A 25,454-nucleotide genomic window follows, 5' to 3' on the forward strand; every position below is an offset into this window, starting at 1 on the left:
CCGAGCTGGTAAAACAAGGGCCTGCCTGACGGCAGGCCCTAACCAGCCCGAACACAAAAAAACTGATACTCCGCTGCCAATAACGACCTGACTGTCCAGCGTTCTGACAAACAGATGACGATGAGCAAGTTTTTCAAAAAAGCAGGGTTAAGTGGGAGTTCCGGCAGTCAGTCCGATCAAATTGCCCAGGTACTCAATGAAAAGCGCGGCCCCGCCGGTCCCCGTCTTATACGCCAGGGGCAGACCCATCTGGGTCGTATGCCATTGAACATCGAAGAGGGGCAAGGCAGTTCGGCCACCACGTCCGTCCAGAAAAGCGGGCTGCCCAATGGCCGCCTGGTAAACAGCAGTATTTTGCAATGGGCCGAAAAGGCGAAAGCCAATGGCAATACAAGTTCCGGTGCTCTTTATCAGATCTACGCAAAAGAACTCCCGCGTGTAGAACTGCTGCCACGCGCTGAGCACAGGGCGTGTTTGGCTCATATGTATAAGCAGAACGCTAAGGACGGTATCAGTATTTGGCCGCAGTTTCTGGATGGCGTGCGTGGGGTGCAGCTAAAACATGACACAAAAGAGTTCATGATGAACAACCCCAAAGCAGCGGACGAGTTCTACAAGATTGAACGTTCGGGCGCGCAATTTCCTGATGAGGCTGTCAAGGCTCGCCTGACGATAAATGTCAAACCTCAATTCCAGAAGGCCATGGTCGACGCAGCGGTCAGGTTGACTGCTGAGCGTCACGATATCATTACTGCCAAAGTGGCAGGTCCTGCAAAGATTGGCACGCTTACAGATGCTGCGGTTTTCTATGTCGGCGGAGATTTTTCCTCTGCGCAGACACTTGCAAAAGAGCTTCAGGCACTGCTCCCTGAAGATGCGTTTATCAATCATACGCCAGCGGGAATGCAATCCATGGGCAAGGGAATGTGTTACGCCGAGCGTACACCGCAGGACAGGACAAGCCACGGAATGTCGCGCGCCAGCATAATCGAGTCTGCATTGGCAGATACCAGCAGGTTGTCACTGGAGAAGAAGCTGCGTAATGCTTTCAAGAGCGCCGGATACAATCCCGACAACCCTGCGTTCAGGTTGGAATGAGTATGAATTGCTGAACATCCCAAAGGCGCGGGCGCAGGAAAACGTAACTGAGGGGACTATTCTCAGGCGTATCCTTCCTTTGCTTGAACACAGGCTTGCCGAGAATCTGTTTCATGGTTCCAGACAGCCTGCCCTGACAGAGAACGGCGTTTTTAGAGATTGAGCCAAACAGATCTTTTTCAGGAGATGCATGCGGTAAACGACAACAAACCACTTTCCACCAGACGAACAAAAAAACCTTGAATTTCAAGGTCTTTTTTCAAAGGTGGTGCCCCGAGGGAGAATCGAACTCCCACTTCTTTCGAAAACGGATTTTGAATCCGCCGCGTCTACCAATTCCGCCATCAGGGCTCAATGGCGGCGAAGTATAAGGATGAGTTTTCCGTTGGTCAACAGGGATTTACGCAGGTTTTTTACTAATGCCGCCAAACCGGATAAACTTCCCGGCCCTGCTAAACGAACCCGATCATGCGCGTCGCTGACTTTACCTTCGAACTCCCCGATTCCCTGATTGCTCGCCATCCACTGGCCGAGCGTCGCAGTACTCGTCTGTTGACCCTCGACGGGCCGACTGGCGCGCTGGCACATCGTCAATTCACTGATTTGCTTGAGCATTTGCGCTCGGGCGATTTGATGGTGTTCAACAATACCCGTGTGATTCCCGCGCGGCTGTTCGGGCAGAAGGCGTCCGGCGGCAAGCTGGAGATTCTGGTCGAGCGCGTGCTGGACAGCCATCGTGTGCTGGCGCATGTGCGTTCCAGCAAGTCGCCCAAGCCTGGCTCGTCGATTCTGATCGATGGCGGTGGCGAGGCCGAGATGGTTGCGCGGCATGACGCGCTGTTCGAGCTGCGCTTTGCCGAAGAGGTTCTGCCGTTGCTGGAGCGTGTCGGCCATATGCCGTTGCCTCCTTATATAGACCGACCGGATGAGGGCGCGGACCGCGAGCGCTATCAGACTGTTTACGCGCAGCGTGCAGGCGCTGTGGCTGCACCAACTGCCGGCCTGCATTTCGATCAGCCGCTGCTGGAGGCGATCGCCGCCAAGGGCGTCGAGACTGCGTTCGTCACGCTGCACGTCGGCGCGGGTACATTCCAGCCGGTGCGCGTCGAGCAGATCGAAGATCACCACATGCACAGCGAATGGCTGGAAGTTGGCCAGGACGTGGTCGACGCTGTGGCCGCGTGCCGTGCACGGGGCGGGCGAGTGGTTGCCGTCGGGACCACCAGCGTGCGCTCGCTGGAGAGTGCGGCGCGTGACGGCGAACTGAAGCCGTTCAGCGGCGATACCGACATCTTCATCTATCCAGGCCGGCCGTTTCACGTGGTCGATGCCCTGGTGACCAATTTCCATTTGCCTGAATCCACGCTGTTGATGCTGGTTTCGGCGTTCGCCGGTTATCCCGAGACGATGGCGGCTTATGCTGCGGCCATCGAGCACGGCTACCGCTTCTTCAGTTACGGTGATGCGATGTTCATCACCCGCAATCCCGCGCCGACGGCCCCACAGGAATCGGCACCAGAGGATCACGCATGAGTCGCACCTGTCGTATGTCTTTCGAATTGCTGGCCACCGACGGCAAGGCCCGTCGCGGCCGACTGACCTTCCCGCGTGGTGTGGTGGAGACCCCGGCGTTCATGCCGGTGGGCACCTATGGCACGGTCAAGGGCATGCTGCCCCGTGATATCGAGGCGACCGGCGCGCAGATGATTCTGGGCAACACGTTTCATCTGTGGCTGCGTCCGGGTACCGAAGTCATCAAGGGCCACGGCGACCTGCACGATTTCATGCAGTGGAAGGGGCCGATTCTGACCGACTCCGGCGGCTTTCAGGTGTTCAGTTTGGGCGCCATGCGCAAGATCAAGGAGGAGGGCGTGACCTTCGCCTCGCCGGTTGATGGTGCCAAGGTGTTCATGGGCCCTGAAGAGTCGATGCAGGTTCAGCGTGATCTGGGCTCGGACGTCGTGATGATCTTCGACGAATGCACGCCGTACCCGGCCGACGAAGATGTGGCGCGTGTCTCCATGGAGCTGTCGTTGCGTTGGGCCAAGCGCTCCAAGGTTGCGCATGGCGAAAACACTGCTGCGTTGTTCGGCATCGTTCAGGGCGGGATGCACGAGAACCTGCGCAAGCGCTCGCTGGAAGGCCTGGACGAGATCGGCTTTGACGGTCTGGCGATCGGCGGTCTGTCGGTGGGCGAACCCAAGCACGAGATGATCAAGGTGCTGGACTACCTGCCAGGCCTCATGCCGGCAGACAAACCTCGTTACCTGATGGGTGTAGGCAAGCCGGAAGATCTGGTCGAAGGTGTGCGCCGTGGCGTCGACATGTTCGACTGCGTGATGCCCACCCGCAACGCCCGCAACGGCCATCTGTTCACTGATACCGGTGTATTGAAAATCCGTAACGCGTTCCATCGCCACGACAATTCGCCGCTGGACCCGACCTGCGATTGCTACACCTGCAAGAACTTCTCGCGCGCTTATCTGCATCACCTTGACAAGTGCGGGGAAATGCTGGGGAGCATGCTCAATACAATCCATAATTTGCGGCACTACCAGCTGCTTATGGCTGGTTTGCGCGAGGCTATTCAACAGGGTACATTGGCCGCCTTCGTCGATGCCTTCTATGCCAAACGCGGTCTTCCAACGCCGCCTCTGGGTTGAAACAGAACGAGTTTTTCCTGCTTTTTATACTAATTATGTAACTGGAGCGACAAATGAGCTTTTTCATCTCTCCCGCTTTTGCGGATGCTGCTGCACCGGCTGCCGGTCCTGCGGGCAGTGGTTTCGAGTGGATTTTCCTGGTCGGCTTCCTGGTCATCTTCTATCTGATGATCTGGCGTCCACAGGCCAAGCGCGCAAAAGAGCAGAAAAACCTGCTGGGCAACCTGCAGAAAGGCGACGAAGTTGTCACCAGTGGCGGTATCGCGGGCAAGATCAACAAAGTGACCGATGACTTCGTGGTCATCGAAGTGTCTGACACCGTTGAGCTGAAAATCCAGAAGGGCGCCATCGCGGCCACTCTGCCTAAAGGCACCCTGAAAGCGATCTGAGCAACAACTTTTTACCCATCGACGGGGCGCGCAAGGCGCCCCGCGTTTTAAGCGGGCGGCGTGATGCTGAACAAATACCCTCTGTGGAAATACGTACTGATCCTGGCGGTGCTGGTGGTCGGTTTTATTTATTCCGCACCCAATCTCTACCCTGATGATTCTGCCATCCAGATCAGCGGCGCAAGCACTGCACTGCAAGTCAATCAGGCGGACGTGGATCGTGCAGCCAAGGCGCTTGCCGATGCCGGCATCTCGGTCAAGGCTTCTTCTCTGGCCGAGAATGGCAAGGGCGGTTTGTTGCGTCTGAGCAAGCAGGAAGATCAGTTGCCAGCCAAGGATGTCGTGCGCAAGGCGTTGGGTGACGACTATGTCGTTGCACTGAACCTGGCGCGTACCACGCCGACCTGGTTGCGTCACCTGGGTGCAAGCCCGATGAAGCTTGGTCTCGACCTGTCCGGCGGTGTGCACTTCCTGCTGGAAGTCGACATGGACAAGGCGATCGATGCACGTCTGAAAGTCTACGAAGGCGAAGTCAAATCCCTGTTGCGCAAGGAAAAGGTGCGTTATCGCAGCCTGCCGCAGCTGGGCAATGTGATTCAGCTGGGCTTCACCGACGACGCAGAGCGTGAGCAGGCGCGTGCACTGGTGCGCAAGACCTTCACCGATTTCGAAATCACGCCTGCCGAGCTGAACGGTATTCCCGTGCTGCGCATGGCGCTGACCCCGGCCAAACTGGCCGAGATTCGTGAATACTCGATCAAGCAGAACCTGACTACCGTGCGTAATCGGGTCAACGAGCTGGGTGTTGCCGAGCCGCTGGTTCAGCGCCAGGGTGCCAATCGCATCGTGGTCGAGCTGCCGGGTGTGCAGGACACGGCCGAAGCCAAGCGTATTCTGGGCAAGACCGCCAACCTCGAATTCCGTCTGGGTGCAGGCCCGGATGATTCGAAAGGCACCACCGAAATGTTCGAATTCCGCGAAGGCGGTCGTCCGGCAGCGGCGGTGGAGCGTGGTCTGATCATCACCGGCGATCAGGTGACTGACGCCAAGGCCAGCTTCGACGAACATGGCCGTCCACAGGTGAACATCAATCTTGATGGCCACGGTGGCGAGCTGATGAGCCGCGCAACCCGCAGCAATGTGGGTCGCAGCATGGCGGTGATCTTCATCGAGCAGCGTCCGACCACCACCTACACCAAACAGATGGTCAACGGCGTCGAAAAAGACGTGCCGGTGCAGACCTTCAAGGAAGAAAAGAAAATCATTAGTCTGGCGACCATTCAGTCGCCGCTGGGCAGTCAGTTCCGGATTACCGGTCTGAACGGTCAGGGTGAGTCTTCCGAGCTGGCGCTGCTGTTGCGTGCCGGTGGTCTGGCGGCGCCGATGTACTTCGCTGAAGAGCGCACCATCGGTCCTAGCCTGGGTGCCGACAACATCACCAAGGGTATCGACGCTTCCCTGTGGGGCATGCTGTTCGTCTCGCTGTTCATCATGGCGATCTACCGCTTCTTCGGTCTGATCGCGACCGTCGCACTGGCCTTGAACATGGTCATGCTGCTGGCACTGATGTCCTTGCTGGGTGCAACACTGACCCTGCCAGGTATCGCCGGTATCGTGTTGACCATGGGTATGGCGGTGGATGCCAACGTGCTGATCTTCTCGCGTATTCGTGAAGAGATCGCCAATGGCATGACGGTCCAGCGCGCTATCAACGAAGGTTTCGATCGTGCCTACACGGCGATCCTCGACGCCAACCTGACGACGCTGCTGGTCGGCGGCATTCTCTTTGCGATGGGCACCGGCCCGGTCAAAGGGTTTGCGGTGACCATGTCGCTCGGGATCTTTACCTCGATGTTCACGGCCATCATGGTGACCCGCGCTATGGTCAACCTGATCTACGGCGGTCGTGACTTCAAGAAGTTGTGGATTTAAGGGGCTGCCATGTTACGTACCATCAACTTCATGGGCGTTCGCAATGTTGCGTTCGCCATCACGATGCTCCTTACCGCACTGGCGCTGTTCAGCTGGTTCCATAAAGGGCTCAACTTTGGTCTGGACTTCACTGGCGGTACGCTCATCGAGCTGACCTACGAGCGTCCAGCCGATCTGGGCAAGGTGCGCCAGGAGCTGGTTTCGGCGGGCTATCACGAAGCCGTTGTTCAGAGCTTTGGTGCCACCACTGACTTACTGGTGCGCATGCCGGGTGAAGACCCGCAACTGGGCACTCAGGTGGCCGAAGCGCTGCGCAAGGCCGGTGCCGATAACCCGGCAGTGGTCAAGCGTGTCGAGTTCGTCGGTCCGCAGGTGGGTGAAGAGCTGCGCGATCAGGGCGGTCTCGGCATGCTGATGGCGCTGGGCGGTGTTCTGATCTACCTGGCGTTCCGCTTCCAGTGGAAATTTGCCGTCGGGGCGATCATCTCGCTGATCCACGACGTGGTGGTGACGATGGGTATTCTGTCGTTCTTCCAGATCACCTTCGACCTGACGGTGCTGGCGGCGGTGCTGGCGATCATCGGTTACTCGCTGAACGACACCATTGTGGTCTTCGACCGGGTACGCGAAAACTTCCGCCTGCTGCGCAAGGCTTCGCTGATTGAGAACATCAACATCTCCACCACGCAGACACTGCTGCGTACCATTGCCACTTCGGTCTCGACCCTGTTGGCGATTGTTGCACTGTGGGCGTTTGGCGGCGACAGCCTGGAAGGCTTCTCCATCGCATTGTTCATCGGTGTTCTGGCGGGTACTTACTCGTCCATCTACATCGCTAACGTGGTGCTGATCTGGCTGAACCTGACCACTGAGGACCTGATCCCTCCAGTGGTCGTCGAGAAGGCTGACGACCTCCCGTAGGTCCGGCCATCATAAAAAAGGCGCGAGTGCTGAACTCGCGCCTTTTTTTATGCTCCAAGGCTAGGCATTGCGCAGTCATGCTGCGTTTCGATTGGTCAGGAGGTTCAAGTGAACAAGTCTATGCTTGTTGGTGCTGTGTTAGGTGCTGCTGTCGTGACTGCTGGCGGCGCCGTTGCCACCTATAGCTTGGTCAAGGGTCGTCCTGAGTATGCGGATGTATTGGCAGTAGAGCCGATCAACCAGCAGATCAAAACCCCCCGTGAAGTTTGCAAGGACGTAACCGTTACTCGTCAGGCGCCGGTCAAGGATCAGCATCAGATCGTAGGTAGCGTTATTGGCGCGGTTGCCGGTGGTTTGCTGGGTAACCAGATCGGTGGCGGTAACGGCAAGAAGATCGCTACAGTCGCGGGTGCGGTAGGTGGTGGTTATGCGGGCAACAAGGTTCAGGAAGGCATGCAGGAGCGTGATACCTACACCACTACGCAGAACCGCTGCACGACGGTCAACGATGTGAGCGACAAGGTTGTGGGCTACAACGTCAAATACAAGTTGAACGAGAAAGTGGGTCAGGTTCGTATGGAGCGTGATCCGGGCAGCCAGATTCCGGTCGACAAGAATGGTCAGCTGATATTGGGTCAGGCGCAGTAACGCCAGCCGCTGCGCTTCAGAAGACATAAAAAAACCGGCTTTCGCCGGTTTTTTTTACGTCTGCAGCTTAGCGTTTGAGCGAAGGCGGCAGGTGCGGTGCGATTGCGGTCAGTACGGCCTTGAAGCATTTGGTGTTGCCGGCAACGATATGGCCTTTCTCGAGGAAGTCGTGACCGCCGGTGAAATCGCTGACCAGACCGCCTGCTTCCTGAATCAGCAGAGCGCCTGCTGCCATGTCCCATTCGGACAGGCCCGACTCCCAGAACGCATCGAAACGACCGGCAGCTACGTAAGCCAGATCGAGGCTTGCAGCGCCTGCGCGACGGATGCCGGCGGTCTGGCCTACCAGGCTGCGGAACATGCCCAGGTAGTTTTCGATGTTGTCCATCTGGTTGTCACGGAACGGGAAGCCGGTGCCCAGCAGTGCGCCTTCCAGGCTCTTGCGCTGGCTGACGCGCAGACGACGACCGTTCAGGGCAGCGCCGCGACCACGGCTGGCGGTGAATTCTTCCTGACGGACCGGGTCCAGAATGACAGCGTGCTCAAGGCGGCCGCGGTATTTGCAGGCGATGCTGACGGCAAAGTGCGGAATGCCGCGAACGAAGTTGGTGGTGCCGTCCAGTGGGTCGATGATCCACAGGTAGTCGGTGCATTCGCCGCTGCCTTCGTGCAGGCCGCTTTCTTCGCCGAGAATGCAGTGAGTCGGGTAGGCCTTGCGCAGAGCGGTGATGATGCTTTGCTCGGCAGCTCGGTCGATCTCTGTGACGTAGTCTTTGGCTTCTTTTTCGTCAACCTTGATGGTATCCAGGCGCTCGATGGAGCGGAAAATCAATTCGCTGGCGCTGCGGGCGGCGCGCAGCGCGATATTCAGCATGGGCTGCATGGATAATTCACCTAAGGTTGTTAAAGAGAGCCGGGCATTCTATGGGCTGATTCGAATTATTTCCAGCCTTGCGTGGTTACGGTTGTCGGGTTCGTGTGGATTTTTTCATGTCGCAAGCGGTCAGTTCCGATCTTCCGGCCCGCACAGCTTCATAGCGTTAGTCGAACCGTTTCTGTAAGATTTGCCCCCCTAATTCGCGTCAGTGAGCGTTCGCTTTGTTGCAGAACATTCGTGTTGTCCTGGTCGGCACTACCCATCCCGGAAATATCGGCGGGGCCGCTCGCGCCATGAAAAATATGGGGCTTTCGCGTCTGGTGCTGGTCGATCCGCGCATCTTTCCTTCGCCTGATGCCGATGCGCGTGCGTCAGGCGCCACCGATATTCTTGAAGGTGCAAAGGTTGTTGCGACTCTTGAAGACGCGTTGGTCGGCTGTCGTCTGGTGCTCGGTACCAGTGCGCGTGATCGCAGTTTGCCGTGGCCGTTGCTCGATCCGCGCGCTTCCGGTGAAAAAGTCATCGAGCAGGCCGGAGAGGGCGCGGAAGTGGCGCTGGTCTTCGGTCGCGAGCACGCCGGCCTGACCAATGAAGAGCTGCAGCGCTGCCACTTCCATGTGCACATCCCGTCGGACCCCGGGTTCAGCTCGCTGAACCTCGCCGCGGCTGTGCAGGTGCTCAGCTACGAAGTGCGCATGGCCTGGCTGGCGGCTTCGGCACACTCAGAGCAGGGCGAAACGCCCAAGGCAGTCTCGGCGCATAACGCCGAGCTGGCGACGATGGATGAGATGGAAGGCTTTTACATGCATCTTGAAGCCACGCTTGTGGCCATCGGTTTCCTTGATCCGGAAAAACCACGTCATCTGATGGCGCGACTGCGCAGGCTATACGGGCGTAGCGAGGTCGAGCGATCCGAACTGAGTATCCTGCGCGGTGTGCTCACCGAAACCCAGAAAGCCGCACGCGGTGAGCCCTACAAGCGGAAGGATCAGTAATGTTCAAGCGTCTGCGAGAAGACATTCAAAGCGTATTCCATCGTGACCCTGCTGCGCGCAACGCCTTTGAGGTGCTGACCTGCTATCCGGGCATGCATGCCATCTGGCTGCACCGCTTTGCGCACATTCTGTGGCGCAACGGCTGGAAGTGGCTCGCGCGGCTGGTCTCCAACTTCGGTCGCTGGATGACCGGTATCGAGATCCACCCGGGGGCGCGCATCGGTCGCCGTTTTTTCATCGACCACGGCATGGGCATCGTGATCGGCGAAACCGCCGAGATCGGCAATGACGTAACGCTTTACCAGGGCGTGACCCTGGGCGGTACCAGCTGGAATGCCGGCAAGCGTCACCCGACGCTGGAAGATGGCGTAGTGGTCGGGGCGGGTGCCAAGGTGCTCGGGCCGTTCACAGTGGGTGCCGGTGCCAAGATTGGTTCCAACGCAGTGGTGACCAAGGCGGTGCCTGCGGGGGCAACTGCCGTGGGCATTCCGGGGCGCATCATTGTCAAGTCCGACGATGAAACCGAAGCCCGGCGCAAGGTCATGGCTGAAAAGCTCGGTTTCGACGCGTACGGCGTCAGCGCCGACATGCCGGACCCTATCGCTCGCGCCATTGGCCAGTTGCTCGACCATTTGCAGGCTGTCGACGGCCGTCTTGAGGGCATGTGCGATGCGCTCGTCAGGCTGGGCAGTGATTATTGCGCCAAAGACCTTCCCGAGCTGCGTGATGAAGTATTCGACTGCGTCAAGGATCGCCACGAAGACAAGGTTGGCTAGGCGACACGGCGGCGTGACGCGTGCCATTACGCCGCACCTTTGCTATGATGCAGCCCGCGCTTTTCGCTAATCCCGACTGTTTTACTTGGTCTAATAGTTGACTCTTTCACTCGGGAATAGCATACTCGCTGTCATTCCGAACCTCTGCGGTATACGCCATGCGACTGACTACTAAAGGCCGATACGCTGTAACAGCCATGCTTGACCTGGCGTTGCACGCGCAGAACGGGCCAGTGTCTCTGGCCGACATCTCCGAGCGGCAGGGTATTTCCCTGTCCTACCTCGAGCAGCTGTTCGCCAAGCTGCGTCGCGGCAATCTGGTTTCCAGTGTTCGTGGTCCAGGTGGTGGTTACCAGCTGTCGCGCGACATGAAAGGCATCCAGGTTGCTCAAGTCGTCGATGCAGTCAATGAATCGGTCGACGCCACGCGGTGTCAGGGTCTGGGCGATTGCCACGCTGGCGATACCTGCCTGACCCACCACTTGTGGTGTGACCTGAGCCAGCAGATTCACGAATTTCTAAGCGGTATCAGCTTGGCGGATCTTGTCACTCGCCGTGAGGTACAAGAAGTCGCTCAGCGCCAGGATATGCGCCGTGGTCATAACCACATGTCGCAACTGGGTAAGATCGAAACGTCCGCCGTCGAATGAACGCAGATGAATGAGCGGTGCGCCTGCCTGATAGGAGAGCTTCAATGAAATTGCCAATTTACCTCGACTACTCCGCGACGACCCCGGTCGATCCGCGTGTCGCGCAGAAAATGATCGATTGCCTGACCGTCGAAGGAAACTTCGGCAACCCGGCCTCGCGCTCCCACGTCTTTGGCTGGAAAGCCGAAGAAGCGGTCGAGAACGCTCGTCGTCAGGTCGCTGATCTGGTCAACGCCGATCCGCGCGAAATCGTCTGGACCTCGGGTGCCACTGAATCCAACAACCTGGCTATTAAAGGTGTTGCGCATTTCTACGCCAGCAAAGGCAAGCACCTGATCACGTCGAAGGTCGAACACAAGGCTGTCCTCGACACCACTCGCCAGCTGGAACGCGAAGGTTTCGAAGTCACCTACATCGAGCCAGGTGAAGACGGTCTGATCACGCCTGCCATGATTGAAGCGGCACTGCGCGACGACACCATCCTGGTTTCGGTCATGCATGTGAACAACGAGATCGGCACTATCAACGACATCGCTGCGATCGGTGAACTGACCCGTTCGCGTGGCGTGCTGTTCCACGTTGACGGCGCGCAGTCGACCGGCAAGGTTGAAATCGATCTGACCAGCCTCAAGGTTGACCTCATGTCGTTCTCGGCGCACAAGACCTATGGTCCTAAAGGTATCGGCGCGCTCTACGTCAGCCGCAAGCCGCGTGTTCGCCTTGAAGCGACCATGCACGGCGGTGGTCACGAGCGTGGCATGCGTTCCGGCACCCTGGCGACCCACCAGATCGTCGGTATGGGCGAAGCATTCCGCATTGCCAAGGAAGAAATGGCTGCTGAAAACGTGCGCATCAAGGCACTCAGCGATCGTTTCTTCAAGCAGGTCGAAAATCTGGAAGAGCTGTACGTCAACGGCAGCCTGACTGCACGCGTACCGCACAACCTGAACCTGAGCTTCAACTACGTCGAAGGCGAGTCGCTGATCATGGCGCTCAAGGATCTGGCGGTATCGTCCGGTTCGGCCTGTACCTCGGCCTCGCTTGAGCCTTCGTATGTGCTGCGTGCCCTGGGTCGCAACGATGAGCTGGCGCACAGCTCGATTCGTTTCACCTTCGGCCGTTTCAGCACTGAAGAAGAAATCGATTACGCCGCGCAGAAGGTTTGCGAGGCTGTCACCCGGCTGCGCACACTTTCGCCGCTGTGGGACATGTTCAAAGACGGCGTCGACATCTCCAAGATCGAGTGGGCGGCGCACTAATTTAAAGTCGCCTCCAACACAGGTCATGTGCAATTGCGCGTGACCTGCAGAGCGGCTCCCTGATGTGAGAGGAATAGAATCATGGCTTACAGCGAAAAGGTCATCGACCACTACGAGAACCCACGTAACGTCGGCAAGATGAACGCGGAAGATCCTGATGTCGGCACCGGCATGGTCGGCGCTCCAGCGTGCGGCGACGTAATGCGTTTGCAGATCAAGGTCAACGAGCAGGGCGTTATCGAAGACGCCAAGTTCAAGACCTACGGCTGCGGTTCGGCCATTGCTTCCAGCTCGCTGGCGACCGAGTGGATGAAAGGCAAGACTCTGGATGAAGCAGAGACCATCAAGAACACTCAGCTGGCTGAAGAGCTGGCGCTGCCGCCGGTCAAGATTCACTGCTCGGTACTCGCTGAAGACGCCATCAAGGCCGCCGTTCGCGATTACAAGCAGAAGAAAGGTCTGCTGTAAGCAGGCAGGCTTTTCAAGAGAAGCTTGCAGCAGAGTCAACTGCAACAGGCTAATGCAACAGGCTAAGGAGTTCCGATGGCTATCAGCATGACAGAAGCTGCCGCTAACCACGTACGACGTTCCCTTGAGGGGCGCGGCAAGGGTGATGGCGTTCGTCTGGGTGTTCGCACCACAGGCTGTTCAGGTCTTGCCTATGTGCTTGAGTTCGTCGATGAGGCGGCTGGCGAAGACACTGTGTTTGAAATGCACGGCGTCAAGGTGATCATTGACCCGAAAAGTCTGGTCTATCTGGATGGCACTGAGCTCGACTTCGTGCGTGAAGGGTTGAATGAAGGCTTCAAGTTCAACAACCCCAACTCGCGCGGTGAGTGCGGCTGTGGCGAAAGCTTCAACGTCTGAGGCTTTTATTGTGGGTACTCCCTGTCACTTCGCCCTGTTCGATCTCAAGCCCGAGTTTCAGCTTGATCTTGACCAGTTGGGCACTCGTTACCGTGAGCTTGCGCGCAACGTGCATCCGGATCGTTTTGCGGATGCCCCAGAGCGTGAGCAGCGTGTGGCGCTGGAGCGTTCGGCCAGTCTCAACGAGGCTTATCAAACCCTGAAAAGCCCGCGGAAAAGGGCGCGCTACCTGCTGGCAATGAACGGCAACGAAGTGCCGCTCGAAGTCACGGTGCATGATCCCGAGTTTCTTCTGCAGCAGATGCAATTGCGCGAAGACCTCGAGGACTTGCAGGAAGAGGCTGATCTCGCTGGCGTTGCGACCTTCAAGCGTCAGCTCAAGGTCGCTCAGGACGAGCTGAACCAGAGCTTCGCGGCCTGTTGGAATGATGCTGCACAACGCGAGCACGCTGAAAAGCTGATGCGGCGTATGCAGTTTCTCGACAAGCTCTCTCACGAAGTGCGCCAGTTAGAAGAGCGCCTCGACGATTAACCCCGCGCGGCTTCGGCCGCGCGCCAGTGATTATTCTGAACAGCATGGCTTTACTGCAGATCGCCGAACCCGGCCTGAGTCCTCAACCGCACCAGCGTCGTCTGGCTGTGGGTATAGACCTGGGCACCACCAATTCTCTGGTTGCTGCAGTACGCAGCGGCCTGTCCGAACCGCTGGCCGATGCAGAGGGGCAGGTCATTCTGCCGTCTGCCGTGCGCTATCACGCTGATCGTGTCGAAGTAGGGCAGTCAGCGAAGATCGCCGCCTCCCAGGATCCGTTCAATACCGTTCTGTCAGTCAAGCGCCTCATGGGGCGCGGGCTGACTGACGTCAAGCAATTGGGCGAGCAACTGCCGTACCGGTTTGTTGGCGGTGAGTCGCACATGCCGTTCATCGACACCGTGCAGGGGCCGAAAAGTCCTGTTGAAGTGTCTGCCGACATTCTCAAGGTTCTGCGCGAACGTGCCGAGTCCACGCTGGGTGGCGAACTGGTGGGGGCGGTGATTACCGTGCCTGCTTATTTCGACGACTCTCAGCGCCAGGCGACCAAGGATGCCGCCAGACTTGCCGGCCTCAATGTGTTGCGCCTGCTTAATGAGCCAACGGCTGCTGCCGTTGCCTATGGTCTGGATCAGAAAGCCGAAGGCGTGGTTGCCATCTATGATCTGGGCGGCGGAACCTTCGACATCTCGATCCTGCGCCTGACCGGCGGTGTGTTTGAAGTACTGGCCACTGGCGGGGATACCGCTCTGGGTGGCGATGACTTCGATCATGCGATAGCCAACTGGATTGTCACTGATGCCGGTCTGTCTGCGGATATCGACCCTTCCGCGCAACGCAGCCTGCTGCAGGCTGCCTGCTCGGCCAAGGAAGCGCTGACTGACGCCGAGTCTGTCGAGGTCGCCTACGGTGACTGGCGTGGCACGCTGACCCGCGAGGCGCTCAATGCGCTGATCGAGCCTATGGTCGCGCGCAGTCTCAAGGCCTGTCGTCGTGCGGTGCGTGATACCGGTATCGAGCTTGAAGAAGTCGAGGCGGTGGTCATGGTCGGCGGTTCGACCCGAGTTCCATGCGTACGCGAAGCGGTGGCCGAGCTGTTCGGTCGTCAGCCATTGACCCAGATTGACCCGGATCAAGTGGTGGCCATCGGGGCTGCGATCCAGGCCGATACGCTGGCAGGCAACAAGCGTGACGGTGGCGAACTGCTATTGCTCGATGTGATTCCGCTCTCGCTGGGGCTGGAAACCATGGGCGGGCTGATGGAGAAGGTCATTCCGCGCAACACCACCATCCCTGTCGCGCGTGGTCAGGAATTCACCACGTACAAGGACGGCCAGACGGCCATGAAGATTCATGTTCTGCAGGGCGAGCGCGAGTTGATCAGTGACTGCCGTTCCCTTGCACGTTTCGAATTGCGCGGCATTCCGCCGATGGTCGCGGGTGCGGCAAAGATTCGTGTCACCTTCCAGGTTGATGCTGACGGTCTGCTCAGCGTTTCGGCGCGTGAAATGGGCTCGGGTATCGAGTCGAGCATTCAGGTCAAGCCTTCCTACGGGCTGACCGATGACGAAGTCACCCGCATGCTCAAGGACTCCTTCGAGTATGCCGGCGACGATAAGGTCGCTCGTGTGCTGCGCGAGCACCAGGTTGACGCCGAGCGCTTGCTCGAAGCGGTTCAAGGTGCCCTTGAGGCTGATGGTGAGCGTCTTCTCGACGAAGAAGAGCGCCTGGTCATCAACCTGCAGATGAACGAATTACGTGAATTGATGCAAGGCACCGATGGTTATGCCATCGAGCAGCAGACCAAGCGTCTGTCGCAGGTGACCGATGCATTTGCTGCCCGACGCCTCGATTCGACGGTAAAAGCCGCACTGGCCGGGCGCAACTTGAATGAGATTGAGGAATAACTGATGCCGCAGGTGATTTTTCTGCCCCACGCCGAGCATTGTCCGGACGGGCTGGTTGTAGAAGTGGAGCCGGGCACGTCTATTCTCGAGATTGCCCACGAGCACCACATCGAGATTGAAAGCGCCTGTGGTGGCGTGTGTGCCTGTACCACCTGTCACTGCGTCATTCGCGAAGGCTTCAATTCGCTCAATGAAGCGGACGAGCTGGAAGAAGACATGCTCGACAAAGCCTGGGGCCTGGAAGCGCAATCGCGTCTGTCCTGTCAGGCCATTGTCGGCAACGAAGACCTCACGGTCGAAATACCCAAGTATTCGCTCAACCACGCCGCTGAAGCGCCACACTGATTCAAGGATTGCTCATGAGTCTCAAATGGGTTGATGTGCAGGAAATCGCCATCCAGCTGGCTGAAAGCCACCCGGATGTCGATCCGCTGACTGTGAGTTTCCCCAGGCTGCGTAATCTGGTCATGGCCTTGCCCGAGTTCGATGACCACCCGGACCGTAGTGGGGAAAAGGTTCTCGAGGCGATCCAGGGGTTATGGATCGAAGAGGCCGATTGACGTTCAGTAACGTACGCAGTTAGGCAATACACCAGAACCCGCGTATAATTCGCGGGTTTAATTTTTCGCTTCAATCACTGCTTCTGGAGTTTCACCATGGCTGTTCAACGTACTTTCTCCATCATCAAGCCTGACGCCGTTGCCAAGAACGTAATCGGCGAGATCACCACTCGTTTCGAAAAAGCAGGTCTGCGCGTTGTCGCTTCCAAGCTGAAGCAACTGTCCAAGGCCGAAGCTGAAGGTTTCTACGCTGAGCACAGCGCTCGCGGTTTCTTCGGCGACCTGGTTGCCTTCATGATCTCCGGCCCGGTTGTCGTTCAGGTTCTGGAAGGCGAAAACGCTATCGCTCTGAACCGTGAGCTGATGGGCGCTACCAACCCTAAAGAAGCTGCTGCCGGCACCATCCGCGCTGATTTCGCTGACTCCATCGACGCCAACGCTGTTCATGGCTCCGATTCGGAAGCAGCCGCCGCTCGCGAAATCTCGTACTTCTTCGCAGCTACCGAAGTAACCGCTCGCTAAGTCATTTTTGACTGACGAGTGAAGGGTGAATTCATGATTGCATCGACTGGTAAAACCAACCTGCTGGGGCTGACTCAACAGGAAATGGAGAAATTCTTCGACTCTATCGGGGAGAAGCGCTTCCGTGCCGGTCAGGTCATGAAGTGGATTCACCACTTCGGCGTCGACGATTTCGACGCGATGACGAACGTCAGCAAGGCCCTGCGCGAAAAGCTCAAGGCCTGTGCCGAAGTTCGCGGTCCCGAAGTGGTCAGCGAGGACATCTCCAGCGACGGCACCCGTAAATGGGTCGTGCGCGTAGAGTCCGGCAGCTGTGTCGAGACCGTCTATATCCCGCAGGGCAAGCGTGGCACCTTGTGTGTTTCGTCCCAGGCGGGCTGTGCCCTGGATTGCAGTTTCTGCTCCACCGGCAAGCAAGGCTTCAACAGCAACCTCACCGCCGCCGAAGTCATCGGTCAGGTGTGGATTGCCAACAAATCCTTTGGCAGCGTACCGGCGACCGTCGACCGTGCCATCACCAACGTGGTGATGATGGGCATGGGTGAGCCGCTGCTGAACTTCGACAATGTCATTGCTGCCATGCATCTGATGATGGATGACCTGGGGTATGGCATTTCCAAGCGCCGGGTGACCTTGTCCACCTCCGGCGTGGTACCGATGATCGATGAGCTTTCCAAGCATATCGACGTTTCCCTGGCCTTGTCGCTGCACGCGCCGAACGATGCGCTGCGTAACCAGTTGGTGCCGATCAACAAGAAATACCCGCTGCAAATGCTCCTTGATTCCTGCCGCCGTTACATGTCCAGTCTGGGCGAAAAGCGTGTGCTCACCATTGAATACACCATGCTCAAGGACATCAACGACAAGGTTGAACACGCCGTCGAGATGATCGAGCTGCTCAAGGACACGCCTTGCAAGATCAACCTGATCCCGTTCAACCCGTTTCCGCACTCCGGTTACGAGCGTCCCAGCAATAACGCGATCCGTCGTTTTCAGGACCTGTTGCATCAGGCTGGTTATAACGTCACTGTGCGCACCACGCGCGGTGAAGACATTGATGCAGCATGCGGCCAGCTGGTCGGGCAGGTGATGGACCGTACACGCCGTAGTGAACGCTACATTGCTGTGCGTGAGTTGAGCGCCGAGGCCGAGACGGCCCCGGTTGCGGCGACTCGAACCTGACTGCCAACCTGATCGAGAGAGACTCCATGTCTGTGCGTGCCTCGCTGTTGCTATGTGTTGTCATGTTGCTGACGGCGTGCGTATCCACCGGCAACGTCAACCCGATGACAACGGCGCAGGGGCGCGAGGAAGCGCGCAGAGCGTACGTGCAGCTTGGGCTGGGTTACTTTCAGCAGGGGCAGACCGAGCGCGCCAAGGTTCCGCTGAAAAAGGCGCTCGAGCTCGACAGTTCCGACGCGCAGGCCAATGCCGCACTGGCGCTGGTGTTCCAGACCGAGATGGAGCCGGAGCTTGCAGAGCAGTACTTTCGCAAGGCGCTGGCTTCCAGTAACAACGAAACACGCATCGTCAATAATTACGGCAGTTTTCTGTTCGAACAAAAGCGTTACAAGGAAGCCTACGAGCGTTTTGAACAGGCCGCTGCCGACAACCTGTATCCTGAGCGGTCGCGAGTCTTTGAGAGCCTGGGCATGACTTCGCTGAAGCTGGGTAATCGCGAGCAGGCCCGTGAGCATTTTACCAAGGCGTTGCGCCTGGACCGCCAGTTGCCAAGGTCCTTGCTGGAAATGGCGCAGATATCCTACGAAGACAAGCAATATGTGCCGGCGCGTGATTATTACGACCGTTTTAGCCAACTCAGCGAGCAAAATGCACGTAGTCTATTGCTCGGTACACGCCTGGCGAAGATCTATGATGATCGTAACAAGGCGGCCAGTTTTGGTCTGCTGTTGAAAAGACTCTATCCCGGTACGCCGGAATATCAGCAATACCTGTCGGAGCAATGATGAAAGCGGCGCATCCCGAAGTTGTAGCAACCACCCGCGTGAACCCTGGAGAAACCCTGCGCCAGGTCCGCGAGAGCAGGAGCTGGTCGCTGCCAGATGTGGCTTTGAGACTGAACCTCACCGTGACCTCCCTGAGCAATCTGGAGAACGGACATTTTGAAAAGCTGCCTGGGCATACGTTTGCCCGGGGGTATGTACGCGCCTACGCCAAGCTGCTTGACCTCGATCAGGCGGCGCTGGTCGAACAGTTCGACCAGTTCACCGGCACCGATGGCAAGGGCAGTTCGGTCCACGCATTGGGCCGTATCGAAGAGCCGGTCAGGCTGTCACACAACATCCTGCGTATCGTCAGCCTGTTGTTGCTGGTGCTTCTGGTCGGTGGCGGTTTCTTCTGGTGGCAGGATCAGGCTTCTCTGCGTGGCAGGGACCAGTCCGGGCTGAACATGGAGCACGTCGAGGTCGAAAGCGCCGACGGCACCACTCAGATTCACCCGCTGGACGAGCCGGAAGAGCCCGCAGTGGCCGAAACGCCTAATGCCGGACAGACTTCGCTGCCGTTGAACACCGGTGCGCCTGCCAGTGAATCTCCGAGCGCGGCGCCTGCTGCTCCTACTGCAGGTGTTACGAGTCATGCGCCTGCGCAGACACAGACACCGGCCGCCACTACGCCGCCTGCAAATGCTCCACAAGCGCCTGTTGCTGCGCCGACCGTACCGTCGATGCCGACCGCACCAGCCGAGCAGCCAGCGCCAGTCATGGCCGGGGCCGGTCAGGTTACTGTGCAGTTCGTCGCCGATTGCTGGACCCAGGTCACTGACGGAAACGGCAAGGTGCTGGTCAGCGGCCTTAAGCGCAAGGGCGACAGCCTGGATGTCAGCGGCAAGCCGCCATTGACGCTGCGCCTGGGCTACGCACGCGGCGCGCAGGTCAGCTACAACGGTCAGCCTGTAGACGTGGCACCTTTTACCAGCGGCGAAACTGCTCGCCTGAAGCTAGGGCAATAAGTCATGCACGGCGAATCTCCAATCAAGCGTCGCGAATCCCGAAAAATATGGGTCGGTTCCGTACCGGTCGGCGGTGATGCGCCGATTGCCGTGCAGAGCATGACCAACAGCGATACCAACGATGTTGCGGCCACCGTCGCCCAGATCAACCGTCTGGAAGCTGCCGGTGTCGACATCGTGCGTGTTTCTGTACCGGACATGGACGCTGCCGAAGCCTTTGGTCGCATCAAGCAACTGGTCAAAGTGCCATTGGTCGCCGACATCCACTTCGACTATCGCATCGCATTGCGTGTGGCTGAACTGGGTGTCGACTGTCTGCGTATCAACCCGGGCAATATCGGTCGTGAAGACCGGGTGCGGGCCGTGGTCGATGCTGCGCGTGATCGCGGTATTCCGATCCGCATCGGCGTCAACGCCGGGTCGCTGGAAAAAGACCTGCAGAAGAAGTACGGCGAGCCGACGCCAGAGGCGTTGGTGGAGTCTGCGTTGCGCCACGTCGAGCACCTGGAGCGCCTGAACTTTCAGGACTTCAAGGTCAGCGTCAAGGCGTCCGATGTGTTCATGGCCGTCGCAGCCTACCGCCTGCTGGCCAAACAGATCGTCCAGCCGCTGCACCTGGGTATTACCGAAGCTGGCGGCTTGCGTTCAGGCACGGTGAAATCGGCTGTCGGTCTTGGAATGCTGCTTGCCGAAGGAATTGGCGATACTATCCGCATCTCGCTGGCTGCTGATCCGGTCGAGGAAGTGAAAGTCGGGTACGACATCCTCAAATCGTTGCGCCTTCGTTCCCGTGGTATCAACTTCATCGCCTGCCCGAGCTGCTCGCGGCAGAACTTCGATGTGGTCAAGACCATGAACGAGCTTGAAGGTCGCCTTGAAGATTTGCTGGTGCCGCTTGATGTCGCAGTGATCGGTTGTGTAGTCAACGGTCCGGGCGAGGCCAAGGAAGCGCATATCGGCCTGACTGGTGGTACGCCGAACCTGATTTACATCGACGGCAAGCCTGCGCAGAAACTGACCAACGACAATCTCGTGGACGAGCTTGAACGCTTGATTCGCGAGAAAGCGGCTGAAAAGGCCGAAGCCGACGCATCTGTCATCGTGCGCGGCTAACCAGGATTGCTAAGGATTTTCTGTGAGTAAGTCTCTACAAGCCATTCGTGGCATGAACGACATCCTGCCCGAGCAGACGCCGCTGTGGCGCCACTTCGAAGGCACCGTTTCACGTCTGCTGGATAACTACGGTTACCGGCAGATTCGTATGCCTATCGTCGAATTCACCGAGCTGTTCAAGCGCTCCATCGGTGAAGTGACCGATATCGTCGAGAAGGAAATGTACACCTTCGCCGATCGCAACGGCGACTCCCTGACCCTGCGTCCGGAAGGTACTGCTGCCTGTGTGCGTGCGGTCCTGGAGCACGGCATCACCGGTGGCGGTCAGGTTCAGAAACTGTGGTACATCGGGCCGATGTTTCGTCACGAGCGTCCACAGAAAGGCCGTTATCGCCAGTTTCACCAGATTGGTGTCGAGGTCTTCAATCTTGACGGTCCGGACATCGATGCCGAACTGATCGTCATGACCTGGCGCCTGTGGGGCATGCTGGGCATTCGCAATGCGGTCAAGCTTGAACTGAACAGCCTGGGCACCAGCGAAGCGCGTGCGCGTTATCGTGATGCGCTGGTCGAGTTTCTGTCGGCACGTCTTGATCAACTTGACGAAGACAGCCAGCGTCGTCTGAAAACCAATCCGCTGCGCGTGCTGGACACCAAACACCCTGAAACCCAGGCTGTGCTGGTCGATGCGCCAAAGCTGGCAGATTATCTGGATGACGAATCCCGCGTTCACTTCGAAGGCCTGAAGGCCCGTCTGGACGCAGCCGGCATTCCTTATGTCATCAACCCGAAGCTGGTTCGCGGGCTGGATTATTACAGCAAGACCGTTTTCGAGTGGGTTACCGACCAATTGGGTGCTCAGGGTACGGTCTGTGCAGGCGGTCGTTATGACGGTCTGGTCGAGCAGATGGGCGGCAAGCCGACGACCGGCGTTGGTTTCGCGATGGGTATCGAGCGTCTGGTTCTGTTGCTTGAAACCCTCGGGCAGGTCCCGGAAGAAATTGCCCGTCAGGTCGATGTTTACCTGTGCGCCTTTGGCGAAGCAGCTGAGCTGGCTGCGCTGGCTCTCACCGAAAAGGTGCGCGATCAGTTGCCGAGCCTGCGTTTGCAGGTCAACGCCGGTGCCGGCAGCTTCAAAAGCCAGTTCAAGAAAGCCGACAAGAGCGGTGCGCTGTATGCGCTGATTCTCGGTGAAGAAGAACTGGCGGCAAAGGTCATTGGCGTCAAACCCCTGCGCGGTCAGGGTGAACAACAAAATATTGCTTGGGACGCTCTGTCAGAGCACCTGGCCTCCTGCGTTGTGCAGGGTTGAAGCTGATTTAACAGCCGTTTAGCGAATAGGAGTATTGGGGTGTCGGGTACCGAAGATGAAGAGCTGGCGGTAATGAAGGACTGGTGGCAGCGTAACGGCAAACCCCTGTTGACCGGTGGTCTGCTTGCGTTGGTCGTGGTCTTGGGTTGGCAGTTCTGGCACAGGTATCAGGCCAGCCAGTCGCAAGGCGCCTCGATGCTTTATCAGCAATTGCTGGAAACCGCACTGACGCCCAGTGGCCAGGCAGACACCGCACGTGTCGCCGAGATATCCGGCAAACTGAAAAGCGAATTCGGTGGCACTACCTATGCACAGTTCGGTAGCCTGTTCGTCGCCAAGGTGGCGGTCGATGCCGGTAAGCTGGACGATGCTGCAGCCGAGCTGAAAACCGTGGCCGACAAGCCTGCCAATGACACGTTGGGCGAGATTGCGCGTCAGCGTCTGGCTCGCGTGCTGGCTGCGCAGAACAAGACCGATGACGCGCTGAAGCTGCTCGACGGCGATGCCGACAAGGCCTTCCTCGCCAGTCGTGAAGAACTCAAGGGTGACCTGCTGGTACAGCTGGGTCGTACCGACGAGGCATATGCTGCATACCAAAAGGCCAAATCCGCTCTGTCCGAAGACGCAGCAGTGGGTGGCCTGCAAATGAAGCTCGACGATCTGGCGAAAGGGGATGCGTGACGTGATTCGTTGGAAACATGCAGCATTGCTGGCTCTGGCCATTCTGGCCGCGGGTTGCAGCAGCAACAGCAAAAAGGAATTGCCTCCGGCCGAGCTGACCGACTTCAAAGAAGAAGTGGTTCTGCACAAGCAGTGGAGCCGCTCCATTGGCGACGGTCAGGGCAAGACTTACAACATGCTCGTGCCGGCCATTGATGGCGACCGCATCTATGCGGCTGACGTCACTGGCGAAGTTGTATCGCTGGATCGTCTGACCGGTGATGTGATCTGGAAGAAAGATCTCGATCTGCCGGTTTCCGGTGCAGTCGGCGTGGGCTATGGCCTGGTAATGATCGGCACCCTCAAGGGTGAAGTCATTGCCATGGACGCCACCTCCGGTGAGGAAAAGTGGCGTGCCCGCGTGACCAGCGAAGTGCTGGCCCCGCCTGCCACCAACGGTTCTGTGGTAGTGGTTCAGACTCAGGATGACCGTATTGTCGGCTTCGATGCCTCCACAGGTTCCCAGCTCTGGATTTACGAAAGCACTCCAGCGGTGCTGACCCTGCGCGGTACCGGTGCTCCACTTGCAACCAATCGTCTCGCCGTGGCGGGTCTGTCGACCGGTAAGGTCGTCGCGCTGGACATTACCAACGGCGTGCCTGTCTGGGAACAGCGTGTTGCCATCCCGCAAGGTCGCTCGGAACTGGATCGTGTGGTCGATATCGACGGCGGCCTGTTGCTGTCCGGCGGTACGCTGTACGTTGCTACCTATCAGGGTCGCGTCGCCGGTCTGGACCTGGAAAGCGGTCGTGTGCTCTGGCAGCGTGATGCCTCTAGCTACTCGGGCGTTGCCCAGGGCTTTGGCAGCGTTTACGCAACCCTGGCCTCCGGCACTGTCGAAGGTATCGACGAGCGTTCGTCCTCTGCACTGTGGAGCAACGAATCACTGGCTCGCCGCCAGCTCGGCGCGCCGGAAGTTTATTCCAGCTATGTAGCGGTCGGTGACATGGAAGGCTACCTTCACCTGTTGAGCCAGGTGGACGGTCGTTTTGTCGGTCGCGAACGTATCGACAGCGATGGCCTGCGTGCTCGTCCGCTGGTGGTTGGGGACATGATTTACGTGTATGGCAACAGCGGCAAACTGGAAGCCCTGACCATCAAGCAATAAGTGTCCATGCCCGGGGCCAATAGCCCCGGGTGCCCTTGCCTTGGCAAGGCTGCGGTGCCTTTGCGGCACCGCCCCGAACTCCGGCCGCTGCCCTGCAGCGGCTTTTGTATTTTCTGAAATAACGAAGTGGAGAGCCGCATGGTTCCCGTAATCGCCCTGGTGGGTCGACCGAACGTCGGCAAGTCCACCATGTTCAACCGCCTGACCAGGACTCGCGACGCCATTGTCGGTGATCTGTCCGGTCTTACCCGTGATCGCCAATACGGAGAGGCGAAGTGGCAAGGGCGCTCCTATATTCTGATCGACACCGGCGGTATCTCCGGTGACGAGCATGGCATGGACGAAAAGATGGCCGAGCAGTCGCTGCTGGCCATTGAAGAAGCCGATGTGGTGCTGTTTCTGGTGGACGCCCGTGCGGGCTATACCGCTGCTGATCAGATGATTGGTGAGCACCTGCGCAAACGCAACAAGCGTTCCTACGTAGTTGCCAACAAGATCGACAACATCGACGAAAACCTGGCACGTGCCGAGTTCAGCCCGATGGGTCTGGGTGACGCCATTCCGGTGGCCGGTGCCCACGGTCGTGGCATCTCGCAGATGCTCGAAATCGCCCTGCGGGAGTTCCCCAAGGACGAAGACGAGCTGGAAGAGGGCGAGGAGGTCGAGGAAGTTGCCGAAGGTCAGGAAGCCAAGCGCATTCCCGGCCCTAGCGAGAAAGACGGCATCAAGATCGCCATCATCGGGCGTCCCAACGTCGGTAAGTCGACGCTGGTCAACCGTATGCTGGGTGAAGACCGGGTTATCGTCTATGACGAGCCAGGCACCACGCGCGACAGTATCTACATTCCCTTCGAGCGTAATGAAGAGAAGTACACGCTGATCGACACTGCCGGTGTGCGCAAGCGCGGCAAGATCCACGAGGAAGTTGAAAAGTTCTCGGTGGTCAAGACGCTGCAGGCCATCAAGGACGCCAACGTGGTGATCTTTGTGATGGACGCCCGCGAAGGTGTGGTCGACCACGACCTGAACCAGCTGGGCTTCGCCCTTGAAGCGGGTCGTGCGCTGGTCATCGCGCTGAACAAGTGGGACGGCATGACGCCGGGCGAACGCGATTTCGTGAAGATCGAGCTGGAGCGCCGGTTGTTCTTCGTCGACTTCGCCGACATCCACTTCATCTCCGCACTGCACGGCACGGGCGTGGGCAACCTGTATCAGTCGGTACAGAACTCGTTCAAGTCTGCCGTAACGCGCTCGCCAACCAGCCGTCTGACCCAGATTCTGGAAGATGCGGTCAGTGAGCATGCGCCACCCATGGTCGGCAGCCGCCGCATCAAATTGCGTTACGCTCACCTGGGCGGCGCCAACCCGCCGCTGATCGTAATCCACGGCAACCAGGTCGAAAAAGTACCGAAGTCCTACGTTCGTTACCTGGAAAACACTTACCGGCGTGTGCTCAAACTGGTCGGTACGCCGATCCGTATCGAGTTCAAGGGCGGCGAGAACCCGTATGAAGGCAACAAGAACACGCTCACCGACCGTCAGGTCAACAAGAAGCGTCGGATGATGTCGCACCACAAGAAGGCCGACAAGAAGCGCCGCGACAAGCGCTGAGTCAGCATCTGGAAAAAGGCGCT

Annotated in this window: 27 protein-coding genes and 1 tRNA gene; 26 read left to right on the forward strand and 2 right to left on the reverse strand. The window is 58.3% G+C overall.

Annotation, left to right across the window (positions count from 1 at the left end):
• Nucleotides 1-120: 120 nt before the first annotated feature.
• Complete coding sequence (locus tag AO277_RS16890; RefSeq protein ID WP_236691225.1) at nt 121-1,098, forward strand: T3SS effector HopA1 family protein; 978 nt, start codon at nt 121-123, stop codon at nt 1,096-1,098.
• Between the two features lie 266 nt (nt 1,099-1,364).
• On the opposite strand, the gene AO277_RS16895 is transcribed toward AO277_RS16890, so the two are convergent.
• Nucleotides 1,365-1,449, reverse strand: a tRNA-Leu gene (locus tag AO277_RS16895).
• 117 nt (nt 1,450-1,566) lie between these two features.
• Between AO277_RS16895 and queA the strand changes: the two genes are divergently transcribed.
• The 6 genes from queA to AO277_RS16925 all read left to right on the forward strand — a co-directional run bounded on the left by queA (nt 1,567) and on the right by AO277_RS16925 (nt 7,651).
• On the forward strand, nt 1,567-2,631 hold the full coding sequence (gene queA, locus AO277_RS16900) for a tRNA preQ1(34) S-adenosylmethionine ribosyltransferase-isomerase QueA (RefSeq protein WP_044318418.1): 1,065 nt from the start codon (nt 1,567-1,569) through the stop codon (nt 2,629-2,631).
• Nucleotides 2,632-2,645: 14 nt separating this feature from the next.
• Nucleotides 2,646-3,761 carry a tRNA guanosine(34) transglycosylase Tgt gene (tgt, locus tag AO277_RS16905; protein ID WP_004656249.1) on the forward strand — a complete coding sequence of 372 codons (1,116 nt, stop codon included), beginning with the start codon at nt 2,646-2,648 and terminating at the stop codon, nt 3,759-3,761.
• A gap of 53 nt (nt 3,762-3,814) precedes the next feature.
• Complete coding sequence (gene yajC, locus AO277_RS16910; RefSeq protein ID WP_002552468.1) at nt 3,815-4,150, forward strand: preprotein translocase subunit YajC; 336 nt, start codon at nt 3,815-3,817, stop codon at nt 4,148-4,150.
• A gap of 63 nt (nt 4,151-4,213) precedes the next feature.
• The gene (secD, locus tag AO277_RS16915) at nt 4,214-6,082 is read left to right on the forward strand and encodes a protein translocase subunit SecD (RefSeq protein ID WP_005734188.1); all 1,869 of its coding nucleotides are present in this window, start codon (nt 4,214-4,216) and stop codon (nt 6,080-6,082) included.
• A gap of 9 nt (nt 6,083-6,091) precedes the next feature.
• Nucleotides 6,092-7,003, forward strand: a complete 912-nt coding sequence (secF, locus tag AO277_RS16920) for a protein translocase subunit SecF (RefSeq protein ID WP_004666079.1) — start codon at nt 6,092-6,094, stop codon at nt 7,001-7,003.
• A 108-nt stretch (nt 7,004-7,111) separates the two neighbouring features.
• On the forward strand, nt 7,112-7,651 hold the full coding sequence (locus AO277_RS16925; protein WP_044318417.1) for a glycine zipper 2TM domain-containing protein: 540 nt from the start codon (nt 7,112-7,114) through the stop codon (nt 7,649-7,651).
• A 67-nt stretch (nt 7,652-7,718) separates the two neighbouring features.
• Here the strand turns inward: AO277_RS16925 and suhB are convergent, their stop codons facing one another.
• On the reverse strand, nt 7,719-8,534 hold the full coding sequence (suhB, locus tag AO277_RS16930) for a type III secretion system regulator SuhB (protein ID WP_044318416.1): 816 nt from the start codon (nt 8,532-8,534) through the stop codon (nt 7,719-7,721).
• Between the two features lie 215 nt (nt 8,535-8,749).
• Here suhB and trmJ point away from each other — a divergent pair, with 215 nt between their 5' ends.
• From trmJ to der, 19 genes are all read left to right on the forward strand, one after another.
• Complete coding sequence (gene trmJ, locus AO277_RS16935) at nt 8,750-9,523, forward strand: tRNA (cytosine(32)/uridine(32)-2'-O)-methyltransferase TrmJ (protein ID WP_044318415.1); 774 nt, start codon at nt 8,750-8,752, stop codon at nt 9,521-9,523.
• Nucleotides 9,523-10,299: a serine O-acetyltransferase gene (gene cysE, locus AO277_RS16940; protein ID WP_044318414.1), complete on the forward strand. Its 777-nt coding sequence runs from the start codon at nt 9,523-9,525 to the stop codon at nt 10,297-10,299. The genes trmJ and cysE overlap by 1 nt, the downstream gene beginning before the upstream one ends.
• Nucleotides 10,300-10,457: 158 nt before the next feature.
• Nucleotides 10,458-10,949, forward strand: a complete 492-nt coding sequence (iscR, locus tag AO277_RS16950) for a Fe-S cluster assembly transcriptional regulator IscR (protein ID WP_002552474.1) — start codon at nt 10,458-10,460, stop codon at nt 10,947-10,949.
• Nucleotides 10,950-10,993: 44 nt separating this feature from the next.
• On the forward strand, nt 10,994-12,208 hold the full coding sequence (locus AO277_RS16955) for an IscS subfamily cysteine desulfurase (RefSeq protein ID WP_044318413.1): 1,215 nt from the start codon (nt 10,994-10,996) through the stop codon (nt 12,206-12,208).
• Nucleotides 12,209-12,289: 81 nt separating this feature from the next.
• Nucleotides 12,290-12,676 carry a Fe-S cluster assembly scaffold IscU gene (gene iscU / locus AO277_RS16960; protein WP_002552476.1) on the forward strand — a complete coding sequence of 129 codons (387 nt, stop codon included), beginning with the start codon at nt 12,290-12,292 and terminating at the stop codon, nt 12,674-12,676.
• Nucleotides 12,677-12,751: 75 nt separating this feature from the next.
• The gene (gene iscA, locus AO277_RS16965; protein ID WP_002552477.1) at nt 12,752-13,075 is read left to right on the forward strand and encodes an iron-sulfur cluster assembly protein IscA; all 324 of its coding nucleotides are present in this window, start codon (nt 12,752-12,754) and stop codon (nt 13,073-13,075) included.
• A gap of 10 nt (nt 13,076-13,085) precedes the next feature.
• Nucleotides 13,086-13,607 (forward strand): co-chaperone HscB, encoded by a 522-nt coding sequence (gene hscB / locus AO277_RS16970; RefSeq protein WP_044318412.1) that lies wholly within the window; start codon nt 13,086-13,088, stop codon nt 13,605-13,607.
• A gap of 44 nt (nt 13,608-13,651) precedes the next feature.
• On the forward strand, nt 13,652-15,514 hold the full coding sequence (gene hscA / locus AO277_RS16975; protein ID WP_044318411.1) for a Fe-S protein assembly chaperone HscA: 1,863 nt from the start codon (nt 13,652-13,654) through the stop codon (nt 15,512-15,514).
• Between the two features lie 3 nt (nt 15,515-15,517).
• Nucleotides 15,518-15,859 (forward strand): ISC system 2Fe-2S type ferredoxin, encoded by a 342-nt coding sequence (fdx, locus tag AO277_RS16980; RefSeq protein ID WP_002552480.1) that lies wholly within the window; start codon nt 15,518-15,520, stop codon nt 15,857-15,859.
• A gap of 14 nt (nt 15,860-15,873) precedes the next feature.
• Nucleotides 15,874-16,074: a Fe-S cluster assembly protein IscX gene (gene iscX / locus AO277_RS16985; protein WP_002552481.1), complete on the forward strand. Its 201-nt coding sequence runs from the start codon at nt 15,874-15,876 to the stop codon at nt 16,072-16,074.
• Between the two features lie 96 nt (nt 16,075-16,170).
• The gene (gene ndk, locus AO277_RS16990) at nt 16,171-16,596 is read left to right on the forward strand and encodes a nucleoside-diphosphate kinase (protein ID WP_002552482.1); all 426 of its coding nucleotides are present in this window, start codon (nt 16,171-16,173) and stop codon (nt 16,594-16,596) included.
• Between the two features lie 33 nt (nt 16,597-16,629).
• Nucleotides 16,630-17,778 (forward strand): dual-specificity RNA methyltransferase RlmN, encoded by a 1,149-nt coding sequence (gene rlmN, locus AO277_RS16995; RefSeq protein WP_002552483.1) that lies wholly within the window; start codon nt 16,630-16,632, stop codon nt 17,776-17,778.
• A gap of 26 nt (nt 17,779-17,804) precedes the next feature.
• The gene (gene pilW / locus AO277_RS17000; RefSeq protein WP_002552484.1) at nt 17,805-18,563 is read left to right on the forward strand and encodes a type IV pilus biogenesis/stability protein PilW; all 759 of its coding nucleotides are present in this window, start codon (nt 17,805-17,807) and stop codon (nt 18,561-18,563) included.
• Nucleotides 18,563-19,567: a RodZ domain-containing protein gene (locus tag AO277_RS17005; RefSeq protein WP_044318410.1), complete on the forward strand. Its 1,005-nt coding sequence runs from the start codon at nt 18,563-18,565 to the stop codon at nt 19,565-19,567. The genes pilW and AO277_RS17005 overlap by 1 nt, the downstream gene beginning before the upstream one ends.
• A gap of 3 nt (nt 19,568-19,570) precedes the next feature.
• Entirely contained in the window at nt 19,571-20,680 is a 1,110-nt protein-coding gene (ispG, locus tag AO277_RS17010; RefSeq protein WP_004656273.1) for a flavodoxin-dependent (E)-4-hydroxy-3-methylbut-2-enyl-diphosphate synthase, read from the forward strand.
• 22 nt (nt 20,681-20,702) lie between these two features.
• Nucleotides 20,703-21,992, forward strand: coding sequence for a histidine--tRNA ligase (hisS, locus tag AO277_RS17015; RefSeq protein WP_002552487.1), 1,290 nt, complete (start codon nt 20,703-20,705; stop codon nt 21,990-21,992).
• A gap of 39 nt (nt 21,993-22,031) precedes the next feature.
• Nucleotides 22,032-22,673, forward strand: a complete 642-nt coding sequence (locus tag AO277_RS17020; RefSeq protein WP_002552488.1) for a YfgM family protein — start codon at nt 22,032-22,034, stop codon at nt 22,671-22,673.
• Nucleotides 22,666-23,820, forward strand: coding sequence for an outer membrane protein assembly factor BamB (gene bamB, locus AO277_RS17025; protein WP_004666072.1), 1,155 nt, complete (start codon nt 22,666-22,668; stop codon nt 23,818-23,820). The genes AO277_RS17020 and bamB overlap by 8 nt, the downstream gene beginning before the upstream one ends.
• Nucleotides 23,821-23,958: 138 nt before the next feature.
• The gene (gene der / locus AO277_RS17030) at nt 23,959-25,431 is read left to right on the forward strand and encodes a ribosome biogenesis GTPase Der (RefSeq protein ID WP_044318409.1); all 1,473 of its coding nucleotides are present in this window, start codon (nt 23,959-23,961) and stop codon (nt 25,429-25,431) included.
• Nucleotides 25,432-25,454: the final 23 nt, after the last annotated feature.

The organism is Pseudomonas amygdali (assembly GCF_002699855.1).
GTDB lineage: Bacteria > Pseudomonadota > Gammaproteobacteria > Pseudomonadales > Pseudomonadaceae > Aquipseudomonas > Aquipseudomonas amygdali.

Excerpts from the sequence above, each read along its gene's own strand:
- iscX (WP_002552481.1), top strand. The coding sequence starts at position 15,874 with ATGAGTCTCAAATGGGTTGATGTGCAGGAAATCGCCATCCAGCTGGCT.
- yajC (WP_002552468.1), top strand. The coding sequence starts at position 3,815 with ATGAGCTTTTTCATCTCTCCCGCTTTTGCGGATGCTGCTGCACCGGCT.
- tgt (WP_004656249.1), top strand. The coding sequence starts at position 2,646 with ATGTCTTTCGAATTGCTGGCCACCGACGGCAAGGCCCGTCGCGGCCGA.
- bamB (WP_004666072.1), top strand. The coding sequence starts at position 22,666 with ATGCGTGACGTGATTCGTTGGAAACATGCAGCATTGCTGGCTCTGGCC.
- fdx (WP_002552480.1), top strand. The coding sequence starts at position 15,518 with ATGCCGCAGGTGATTTTTCTGCCCCACGCCGAGCATTGTCCGGACGGG.
- iscA (WP_002552477.1), top strand. The coding sequence starts at position 12,752 with ATGGCTATCAGCATGACAGAAGCTGCCGCTAACCACGTACGACGTTCC.
- secF (WP_004666079.1), top strand. The coding sequence starts at position 6,092 with ATGTTACGTACCATCAACTTCATGGGCGTTCGCAATGTTGCGTTCGCC.
- AO277_RS16890 (WP_236691225.1), top strand. The coding sequence starts at position 121 with ATGAGCAAGTTTTTCAAAAAAGCAGGGTTAAGTGGGAGTTCCGGCAGT.
- rlmN (WP_002552483.1), top strand. The coding sequence starts at position 16,630 with ATGATTGCATCGACTGGTAAAACCAACCTGCTGGGGCTGACTCAACAG.
- AO277_RS16955 (WP_044318413.1), top strand. The coding sequence starts at position 10,994 with ATGAAATTGCCAATTTACCTCGACTACTCCGCGACGACCCCGGTCGAT.
- pilW (WP_002552484.1), top strand. The coding sequence starts at position 17,805 with ATGTCTGTGCGTGCCTCGCTGTTGCTATGTGTTGTCATGTTGCTGACG.
- AO277_RS17005 (WP_044318410.1), top strand. The coding sequence starts at position 18,563 with ATGAAAGCGGCGCATCCCGAAGTTGTAGCAACCACCCGCGTGAACCCT.
- ndk (WP_002552482.1), top strand. The coding sequence starts at position 16,171 with ATGGCTGTTCAACGTACTTTCTCCATCATCAAGCCTGACGCCGTTGCC.
- der (WP_044318409.1), top strand. The coding sequence starts at position 23,959 with ATGGTTCCCGTAATCGCCCTGGTGGGTCGACCGAACGTCGGCAAGTCC.
- queA (WP_044318418.1), top strand. The coding sequence starts at position 1,567 with ATGCGCGTCGCTGACTTTACCTTCGAACTCCCCGATTCCCTGATTGCT.
- cysE (WP_044318414.1), top strand. The coding sequence starts at position 9,523 with ATGTTCAAGCGTCTGCGAGAAGACATTCAAAGCGTATTCCATCGTGAC.
- ispG (WP_004656273.1), top strand. The coding sequence starts at position 19,571 with ATGCACGGCGAATCTCCAATCAAGCGTCGCGAATCCCGAAAAATATGG.
- secD (WP_005734188.1), top strand. The coding sequence starts at position 4,214 with ATGCTGAACAAATACCCTCTGTGGAAATACGTACTGATCCTGGCGGTG.
- iscU (WP_002552476.1), top strand. The coding sequence starts at position 12,290 with ATGGCTTACAGCGAAAAGGTCATCGACCACTACGAGAACCCACGTAAC.
- suhB (WP_044318416.1), bottom strand. The coding sequence starts at position 8,534 with ATGCAGCCCATGCTGAATATCGCGCTGCGCGCCGCCCGCAGCGCCAGC.
- hscA (WP_044318411.1), top strand. The coding sequence starts at position 13,652 with ATGGCTTTACTGCAGATCGCCGAACCCGGCCTGAGTCCTCAACCGCAC.
- iscR (WP_002552474.1), top strand. The coding sequence starts at position 10,458 with ATGCGACTGACTACTAAAGGCCGATACGCTGTAACAGCCATGCTTGAC.